Source organism: Streptococcus infantis, from assembly GCF_019929575.1.
GTDB lineage: Bacteria > Bacillota > Bacilli > Lactobacillales > Streptococcaceae > Streptococcus > Streptococcus infantis_L.
Genome location: NZ_JAHZPU010000012.1, coordinates 46,401 through 55,829, shown reverse-complemented (window position 1 = coordinate 55,829; position 9,429 = coordinate 46,401). Strand labels below are relative to the sequence as shown.

General features: G+C 40.4%; 10 protein-coding genes. 1 reads left to right on the top strand and 9 read right to left on the bottom strand.

What is annotated here, in order from left to right; genetic code table 11:
• Nucleotides 1–110 precede the first annotated feature (110 nt).
• Nucleotides 111–752, bottom strand: coding sequence for an amino acid ABC transporter permease (locus K1I67_RS05720; RefSeq protein WP_006154309.1), 642 nt, complete (start codon nucleotides 750–752; stop codon nucleotides 111–113).
• A 215-nt stretch (nucleotides 753–967) separates the two neighbouring features.
• Between K1I67_RS05720 and plsY the strand changes: the two genes are divergently transcribed.
• Nucleotides 968–1,609, top strand: coding sequence for a glycerol-3-phosphate 1-O-acyltransferase PlsY (gene plsY, locus K1I67_RS05715; protein ID WP_049504383.1), 642 nt, complete (start codon nucleotides 968–970; stop codon nucleotides 1,607–1,609).
• A 30-nt stretch (nucleotides 1,610–1,639) separates the two neighbouring features.
• Here the strand turns inward: plsY and K1I67_RS05710 are convergent, their stop codons facing one another.
• The 8 genes from K1I67_RS05710 to K1I67_RS05675 all read right to left on the bottom strand — a co-directional run bounded on the left by K1I67_RS05710 (nucleotide 1,640) and on the right by K1I67_RS05675 (nucleotide 9,395).
• Nucleotides 1,640–2,596 (bottom strand): ABC transporter permease, encoded by a 957-nt coding sequence (locus K1I67_RS05710; RefSeq protein WP_049509105.1) that lies wholly within the window; start codon nucleotides 2,594–2,596, stop codon nucleotides 1,640–1,642.
• A 2-nt stretch (nucleotides 2,597–2,598) separates the two neighbouring features.
• The gene (locus K1I67_RS05705; RefSeq protein WP_006148712.1) at nucleotides 2,599–3,657 is read right to left on the bottom strand and encodes an ABC transporter permease; all 1,059 of its coding nucleotides are present in this window, start codon (nucleotides 3,655–3,657) and stop codon (nucleotides 2,599–2,601) included.
• A complete protein-coding gene (locus K1I67_RS05700) occupies nucleotides 3,650–5,185 on the bottom strand; it encodes an ABC transporter ATP-binding protein (protein WP_223339201.1) in 1,536 nt (511 codons plus the stop codon). Before K1I67_RS05700 ends, K1I67_RS05705 begins: the two co-directional genes overlap by 8 nt.
• Nucleotides 5,186–5,325: 140 nt before the next feature.
• A complete protein-coding gene (locus tag K1I67_RS05695; RefSeq protein ID WP_223339200.1) occupies nucleotides 5,326–6,378 on the bottom strand; it encodes a BMP family lipoprotein in 1,053 nt (350 codons plus the stop codon).
• A 90-nt stretch (nucleotides 6,379–6,468) separates the two neighbouring features.
• Entirely contained in the window at nucleotides 6,469–6,858 is a 390-nt protein-coding gene (locus K1I67_RS05690) for a cytidine deaminase (RefSeq protein ID WP_223339199.1), read from the bottom strand.
• Complete coding sequence (gene deoC / locus K1I67_RS05685) at nucleotides 6,845–7,507, bottom strand: deoxyribose-phosphate aldolase (RefSeq protein WP_223339198.1); 663 nt, start codon at nucleotides 7,505–7,507, stop codon at nucleotides 6,845–6,847. The genes K1I67_RS05690 and deoC overlap by 14 nt, the downstream gene beginning before the upstream one ends.
• A gap of 17 nt (nucleotides 7,508–7,524) precedes the next feature.
• Nucleotides 7,525–8,808, bottom strand: a complete 1,284-nt coding sequence (locus K1I67_RS05680; protein WP_223339197.1) for a pyrimidine-nucleoside phosphorylase — start codon at nucleotides 8,806–8,808, stop codon at nucleotides 7,525–7,527.
• Nucleotides 8,805–9,395: a class I SAM-dependent methyltransferase gene (locus tag K1I67_RS05675; protein ID WP_223339196.1), complete on the bottom strand. Its 591-nt coding sequence runs from the start codon at nucleotides 9,393–9,395 to the stop codon at nucleotides 8,805–8,807. The genes K1I67_RS05680 and K1I67_RS05675 overlap by 4 nt, the downstream gene beginning before the upstream one ends.
• Nucleotides 9,396–9,429: the final 34 nt, after the last annotated feature.

The following is a 9,429-nucleotide window of genomic DNA, read 5'->3' as shown; positions in this document are numbered from 1 at the left end:
CCTCTATACTGTTTTTTGCAACTCTAGTATATCAGATGAACATGTCTTTTGTGTTGCACTTCATTTTACAACAGGGCTGATATTTTTTAACTCTAACATGGATAACCCTCCTATCTATAGTAGCTAAACTTTTTCTCAAGTTTCTTAGCTAGGATTGTAACGATACCAATCATAAGCAGATAGATTGCTCCTGCTAGAAACATTGGAATCAAACTCGCATCACGATTGGCTGCTGTACGACTAGCTAGGATTAAATCTGAAATACCGAGTGCATAGACCAAAGAAGTATCTTTAACCAAACTCATAACCTCGTTAAATACACTTGGTAAAACAATCTTGGTTACTTGTGGCAAGATAATATAGCGGACGGTATCGATAGGTTTGAATTTCAAGACCTTAGCTGCTTCATATTGTCCTTGAGGAATCGTTGCAATACCTCCACGGAATATTTCTGCAAAGTAGGCTGCATAATTAAGCGTGAAGGCAATAATCGCTGCTGGTACCCGATCAAGTCGAATCCCGATACTTGGCAAAACATAATAGATAAAGATTAACTGCAAGAGCAAGGGTGTCCCACGCATCACCCAGATATAAACATCAATCATGTAATGGAGGGGTTTCCAATGGACCTGTAAGCAAAAGGCAACCAAAATACCTAAAGGAATTGAAAAGAGTAAGACCAGTGCAAATACTTGTAAAGTCATTGTCGCACCGCTCAATAAACTAGGTAATATCTCAAATAAGTAAGACATATTCCACCTCCTAAAAATAATTGTTCCTATTATAGCATAAATAAACATAAACACAAGATATTTCTGAAATTTTCATGAATTTTTAAAACTTTAGCCTTAATTTCCGAACAATAGTGTTCATGACAAAATTTTTCTACTTACATAAAGTATCAGATGTCACAATTTGAGAAAAGATTCCTTTCCGTTTCTCTCCAATTTCATGGTATAATAGAAGCATGATGACAATAGTATTATTAATTTTGGCTTATTTATTGGGTTCAATCCCTTCAGGACTGTGGATTGGGCAAATCTTCTTTAAAATAAATCTAAGAGAGCATGGTTCAGGTAATACTGGAACGACCAATACCTTTCGAATTCTAGGTAAGAAAGCGGGTATGGCAACATTTGTGATTGACTTTTTCAAAGGAACTATCGCAACCCTGCTTCCACTTATCTTTCATGTTCAAGGTGTCTCCCCTTTAGTCTTTGGCCTTTTAGCTGTAATTGGTCATACCTTCCCAGTATTTGCTGGCTTTAAAGGAGGAAAGGCTGTCGCAACTAGTGCTGGAGTCATTTTCGGATTTGCTCCTCTATTTTGCCTCTATCTAGCAGTGGTCTTCTTTGGAACCCTTTATCTAGGAAGTATGATTTCTCTCTCTAGTGTTACTGCTGCTCTCGCAGCTGTACTTGGGGTGATCCTCTTTCCGCTTATCGGTTTCCTACTGCCAAGTTACGATTTATTATTCGTAGCGATTATCCTAGCTCTCGCAGGTTTAATTATTATCCGCCACAAAGATAATATCAATCGTATTCGTAATAAAACAGAAAATCTTGTTCCCTGGGGCTTAAACCTCACACACCAAGAACCTAAACAATAAAACGTCAGTTTCAAACTGACGCTTTTTTGTTTATTTAGATTTGATATAGTTGATACCATCTGCCTTCGGTGCAACTGCTTTACCAAAGAAGGCTGCTAGGACGACGATGGTCAAGAGATATGGTGCAATTTGCAAGTAAACGGCTGGAACTCCTTGCAAGAAAGGAAGTTGAGAACCGATAACCGCCAAACTTTGTGATAGTCCGAAGAAGAGACTTGAAAGCATAGCTCCAACAGGATTCCACTTACCGAAAATCATAGCAGCAAGTGCGATAAATCCAGGTCCAACGATGGTAGTAACTGAGAAGTTAACGGAAATTGACTGAGCGTAGATAGCTCCACCGATTCCTCCAAGGAAACCTGAAATCACAACTCCAAGATATCTCATCTTGTAGACATTAATCCCCAAAGTATCTGCTGCTTGTGGGTGTTCACCAACTGAACGGAGGCGAAGTCCAAAGCGAGTTTTAAAAAGGACAAACCACGCTAAGAATGAAAAGGCAATTGCTAGGTAACCAAGTAAACTTGTTGACTTGAAGAAGATATCTCCGATAACTGGGATATTAGCCAAAAGAGGGAAATCAAAACGTCCAAAAGTTTGCGTTAAGTTATCCGTTTGTCCCTTGTTATAAAGCACTTTGACTAAGAAAACAGCCAAGGCTGGCGCCATCAAGTTAAGTACGGTACCACTGACAACATGGTCAGCACGGAAATGAACTGTAGCCACTGCGTGAATGAGAGAGAAGATAGCTCCAACTAATCCACCAACTAGCAAAGCCAACCAAGGAGTTAATGCTCCCAAATCCTGTGCAAATTCAAGATTAAACACAACTCCAGAAAAGGCACCCATAACCATGATTCCTTCAAGTCCAACGTTAACAACTCCCCCACGTTCAGAGAAAACGCCTCCGATACTTGTGAAAATAAGTGGTGCTGAATAAATCAACATTGAAGAAACCATAAGGGTTAACATTGTTGTAATCGACATCCTTATTTACCTCCTTTAAGTTGTTTTCTTGGTTTGACAAAGCGTTCGATGATGTAGTGAACGCTGACAAAGAAGATAATTGAGGCTGTAACGATACTTACAAGCTCAGATGGCACTTGTGCAGCATTCATACCAGGGGCTCCAACTTGAAGAACACTGAAAAGGAAGGCTGCAAATAGAATTCCAACTGGTGAGTTTGAAGCAAGTAGGCTTACTGCCATACCGTTAAATCCGATTGCTAATGATGAACCTTGAACATAAACGTTTTGGAAGGTACCAAGTCCTTCTACTGCGCCACCAAGTCCTGCAAGGGCACCAGAAATAATCATTGATAGAATAATGGTGCGTTTCGCTGAAATACCTGCGTATTCAGAAGCATTTGGATTGAGACCAACTGCACGGATTTCAAAACCAAGAGTTGTTTTCTTGAGCAAGAACCAGATAACTACTACTGCTATGATTGCAAAGAAAATTCCAATGTTCATACGAGAGTTTCCAGTCAACTCAGCAAGCCATGGTGTCTGATAGGTTGCATTTGCACTAACACGAATGGATGAGTCAGTACTTTGCATGATTTCTTTAGGGAAGTGATGAATAAAGGCATTGCCCACATAAAGAACAATGTAGTTCATCATGATGGTTACAATAACTTCAGATGTCCCAAGGTAGGCTCTTAAAATACCAGGAATAGCACCAACGATTCCTCCTGCAACTAAGGCAATTACAATCGTCGCAAGAATCATCAATGGTCGTGGCAAATCTGGGAAAGAGAGGGCGAACCAGCCACTCATAACCCAACCTGCGAGAGCTTGTCCTGGAAGACCAACGTTAAAGAAACCAGCACGACTTGCAACTGCAAATCCAAGGGCAATCAGAATTAAAGGTCCCATAGCACGGAAGATTTCACCGATTCCACGAACACTACCAAAGGCTGTGTAGAATAATTCTTCATAACCCCAGATAGCATCGTAACCGAAAATCCACATGACGATGGCTCCGAGTAGAATTCCTAAAATAACAGAAATCAAAGGAACCGAAATTTGTTGTAATTTTTTAGACATCACTCTTCTCCTTTTCCAATTCACCACCAGCCATCAAGACACCAAGCTCTTGCTTGTTGGTTGTTTCTGGCGTTACAATCCCTTGAATCTTACCATCATGGATAACAGCAATTCTATCAGAGACATTTAGAATCTCATCTAGTTCAAAGCTGACTACAAGGACAGCTTTCCCATTATCACGTTCTTGAATCAAGCGTTTGTGAATGTACTCAATAGCACCGACGTCCAAACCACGAGTAGGTTGACTGACGATTAGGAGATCAGGATTTCGATCGACTTCTCGAGCGATAATTGCTTTTTGTTGATTTCCTCCAGAAAGAGCTGATGCTGGAACAATCTCACTAGCAGCACGCACATCGAATTCTTGCATTAACTGTTTAGCGTACCCGATGATATTGGTGTAGTTTAAGATCCCCTTCTTGCTAAGAGGTTCCTTATAGTAGGTTTGAAGAGCGATATTTTCAGAAATCATCATTTCTAAAACTAAACCATCACGGTGGCGATCTTCTGGAACGTGGCCTACACTCATTTCTGTAATTTGACGAGGGTGTAAACCTACGATAGACTGGCCTTTCAACTCCACCCTACCAGACTCAATCTTACGAAGACCAGTGATAGCTTGGATTAATTCAGATTGACCATTTCCATCAATACCGGCAATTCCGACAATCTCACCAGCTCGAACATCGAGTGAGAGATTTTTAACAGCAGGAACACCACGGTTTTCGTTTACTACTAGGTCTTTAATAGACAGAATGACTTCTTTAGGTTGAGCTTCCTGTTTCTCAGTTTTAAAGGAAACAGAACGTCCTACCATCATCTCAGCTAAGTCAGCATTAGTTGCACCAGCAATCTCTACTGTTTCAATAGATTTACCACGACGGATAACTGTAACACGGTCAGATACAGCACGAATCTCATCCAACTTATGGGTAATCAAGATAATTGATTTACCTTCTTTAACCAAGTTCTTCATGATAGCCATCAATTCATCAATTTCTGATGGCGTCAAAACAGCAGTAGGTTCGTCAAAGATAAGAATATCAGCTCCACGATAAAGTGTCTTTAGGATTTCAACACGTTGTTGAGCCCCGACAGAGATGTCTGCAACTTTGGCGGAAGGATCCACAGCAAGGCCATAACGTTCAGACAACTCATTGATTTCTCGAGTTGCACGAGAAATATCTAGCACACCATTTTTGGTCAATTCACTCCCCAAAATGATATTTTCAGCAACAGTGAAAGCTTCTACCAACATAAAGTGTTGGTGGACCATCCCAATCCCTAAGCTAGCTGCTTTTGATGGCGAATCTAGTTTTACAACTTGACCGTTTACCACAATTTCACCACTAGTTGGTTCTAAAAGCCCCGCTAGCATGTTCATAAGAGTGGACTTACCAGCTCCATTTTCTCCTAAAAGTGCATGAATTTCACCTTTACGAAGTTCAAGGTTAATCTTGTCGTTAGCGACAAATTCACCAAAAACTTTGGTAATTTCACGCATTTCAATGACATTTTCGTGTGCCATGTGCTCTTCCTTTCAGAGTTTTATTTTGTTTCAATAAAACCTGCTAAAGAAACTTAGCAAGCTCTATTGAGACAAAACCATTTGTCTCAATTCTTAAAGAAGCGGCCCAAGGCCGCTTCCTAAGAAATGACTTCCATCAATTATTTTTCAGGAACTTTGATGCTACCATCAAGAATTTTAGCTTTTGCATCTTCAACAGCTTTTTTACCTTCTTCAGAAAGGTTTGTCACTGCCAAGTCAACACCTTTATCTTTCAATGAGTAAACGATAACTTGACCACCAGGGAATTCACCTTTTTCTGCTTTGTTAGAAAGGTCTTGAACTGTTGTTCCAACTTGTTTCAAAGTAGAAGCAAGTACGAAGTTTGATTCTTTACCATCTTTAGAAGTGTATTTACCTTCTTCAACTTGGTCACGGTCTACACCGATAACCCAAACTTTTTCACTTTCATTTTTGCTTTCGTTCAAAGATTTAGCTTCTGAGAAAACACCTGCACCAGTACCACCAGCTGCTTGGTAGATTACGTCTGCTCCTGCAGCGTATTGTGCTGCAGCAATTGTTTTACCTTTAGCAGCATCACCAAATGATCCAGCATAGTCTACTTGAACCTTGATAGATGGGTCAACTGATTCAACACCAGCTTTGAAACCAGCTGCAAAACGAGAAATAACTTCAGATTCCATACCACCTACAAAACCTACTTGTTTTGTTTTAGTAGTTTTAGCTGCTGCTACACCTGCGAGGTAAGCTGCTTCGTTATCAGCAAATGTTACGCTTGCTACGTTCTTTTGATCTTTAATTACATCGTCGATCAAAACATAGTTTTTATCTGAATGTTCTTTTGCTGCTTCTTCAACTGCATTGTGAAGGGCAAAACCAACACCAAAAATCAAGTTGTAGCTTCCCGCTGCTTGGTTCAAGTTGTTAGCGTAGTCAGCTTCACTTGTTGATTGGAAGTAAGTGTAGCCATTATCTTTTGAAAGATTGTGCTCTTTACCCCAAGCTTGAAGACCTTCCCAAGCTGATTGGTTGAATGATTTATCATCAACACCACCAGTATCTGTAACGATAGCTGCTTTAGTCTTCACATCAGAAGAAGAAGCTGCGTTACGAGAAGAGCGATTACCACATGCAGCAAGTCCAAATGCTGCTACTGCAACTAGACCAAGGCCTAGCCATTGTTTCTTGTTCATTACTGAACCTCCTAAATAAGATGCGCAACGAAGTTGCAAGTATGGATTGATTGGTCACAAGGACCCTTGCCACTCAGAGAGTGACACAGACTATTTCAAGTCTGTAAATGAGTATGGAAGTAATTCCCCGACCGTCATCTCGACCGTCGTTTTATCTTTGGCGACTAGAGTCACCTTTAGATCTGGTTTAAAAAATTCGACCATGACTTGGCGACAAGCTCCGCAAGGAGAAATAGGTTTTTCAGTTTGACCGTAGACAATCAACTCTGAAAACTCACGTTGTCCTTCAGAGACAGCTTTAAAAATGGCTGTTCTCTCACCACAGTTGGTCAAGGGGTAGCTAGCATTTTCAATATTGCATCCTGTATAAACACTGCCGTCCTTGGCAACCAGAACGGCACCAATTGGAAAGTGTGAATAGGGTACATAGGCGTTTTTACTAGTCTCAATCGCTAAGTCAATCAACTCAGTAGTCGCCATCTGCTAACTCTCCTTTTAAGATTGCTACACCAGAAGATGTTCCGATACGAGTAGCTCCTGCTTCAACAAAGGCAACTGCATCTGCATAAGAACGAGCTCCACCAGCAGCCTTAACACCCATAACAGGTCCAACTGTCTGGCGCATTAACTTCACATCTGCTAAAGTTGCTCCACCAGATGAGAAACCAGTAGAAGTCTTGACAAAGTCAGCTCCTGCTTTCTGAGCTAGCTGACAAGCTAGAACTTTTTCTTCATCAGTTAACAAACAAGCCTCGATAATAACCTTAACCAGTTTGTCTCCGCTTGCTTCAACAACAGCTCGAATATCTGACTCAACTAAAGCAGCATTCCCAGACTTGAGTGCACCAACATTGATAACCATATCAATTTCATCAGCACCATTTTGGATTGCTTCTTTGGTTTCATAAGCTTTGACAGCTGAAGTTGTAGCTCCAAGAGGGAATCCTACTACTGTACAAACCTTGACATCAGTATCTACGAGTGCAGTTTTTGCATGCGAAACCCAGCAAGGATTGACACAAACACTGGCAAAATCGTACTCTCTTGCTTCAGATAGCAAACGATCGATTTGTTCTTCGGTCGCATCTTGCTTTAAAAGCGTATGATCAATGTATTTATTTAATTTCATTTCGATTTTTCCTTAAATTAGGAGATGATTTCAATGATTTCACGCGTTTTTATAGCTTCATCACTTATCTTAATTTTAACATAATTTTGGAAATCTGTAACTAGTTCCGGAGAAATTTTGCCATTTGCATATACTTTTGCAACAATTTCACCCTTTTTGACTGATTCTCCAACTTTCTTCTCAAAAACAATCCCTGTCTCATAGTCAAGAACATCTGTTTTAACGGCACGACCAGCACCCAATCTCATAGCAAAAAGACCAAACTCCATGGCTGGAAGTTCTGCGATAAGTCCGTCTTCTTGAGCAGGAATATCAACTACATGGTCAACCTTTACTGGACGATAGAGGTCTTCTAGGTCTCCACCCTGAGCTAGAACCATCTCTTCAAATTTCTTGAGAGCCTTACCATTTTCAAGATGTTGCCTTACTTCCTCAATAGTTTTTTCAACATTTGCTAATGATAACATAATCTGGGCCAACTCACAGATAAAGTGGCTAATATCTTGACGGCCTTTACCTTGAAGAATTTCCAGAGCTTCTAGGATTTCTAAACGGTTACCAATGGCACGTCCCAAAGGTTGACTCATATCAGTAATAACTGCTACTGTCTTACGACCTACAGCCTTACCAAGGTTTACCATGGTTTGAGCCAGTTGGCGTGCCTCATCAACTGTCTTCATAAAGGCACCCTCACCCACTGTTACATCAAGTAAGATAGCATCAGCTCCAGCTGCAATTTTTTTACTCATGACCGAACTAGCAATCAAGGGAATGGTATCCACTGTTGCCGTCACATCACGAAGGGCATAAAGAAGTTTGTCAGCCTTAACCAGTTGATCGGATTGCCCAATAACTGAAACACCAATATCTTGAACTTGTTTGATAAATTCATCCTGACTTCGTTCAATCTGAAAACCTTTGATGGATTCTAATTTATCGATAGTACCACCTGTGTGTCCCAAACCTCGACCGCTCATCTTAGCCACTGGGACATCAAAACTGGCTACCAAGGGTGCTAGGATTAAAGTTACCTTGTCACCGACACCACCCGTAGAGTGTTTATCAACCTTAATGCCTTCAATTGGAGATAAATCAAATTCCTGACCTGTCTTAACCATGTTCATAGTCAAGTCAGAAATCTCATCGATAGTCATTCCCTGAAAATATACTGCCATAGCAAAAGCCGCCATCTGGTAGTCAGGGACGATTCCAGATACATAACCTTCAATCAGCCATTGGATCTCACTGGAGCTTAGTTCTTGGCCGTCTCTTTTTTTCTGGATTAGATCTACTGCTCTCATTCTTTCACACTTCTAAGGATATAATATCCCTTATCTTTCTTTACAACATCGCAATTGCCAAAGACTTCTTCCATCTTACTTTTGGCACTAGGAGCTCCTTGTTTTTTCTGGATGACGATCGTCAAATCTCCACCATCTACTAAAAAGTCGATACTTTTTTCGATGATTTCGTGAACTACTTGCTTACCTGCACGTATAGGTGGATTGGAAATGACATGGTCAAATTGTCCTTCTACCTGCTCATAAATATTAGACTGGAAGATAGTCGCTTGAACCTTGTTTTTTACTGCATTTTGCTGGGCTAAATCCAGGGCACGATTATTGATATCCACCATCGTTGCTTGGGCACCATATGCTTTCACCAAAGACAAACCTATCGGACCATAGCCACAACCAACATCAAGAATTTTTTCACCTTTTTCAATATCTAGACATCTTAACAACAACTGACTTCCAAAGTCAATCATTTTTTTGCTAAAGACACCCGCATCTGTCAAAAAGGTCATCTTTTGCCCAAGTAGCTCAACTCTAAGTTCATGAACATCATGGGCTGCATCTGGATTTTCTGCATAATACATTTTACTCATGACACTATTTTACCATAAAAATAAGTTATTTGTA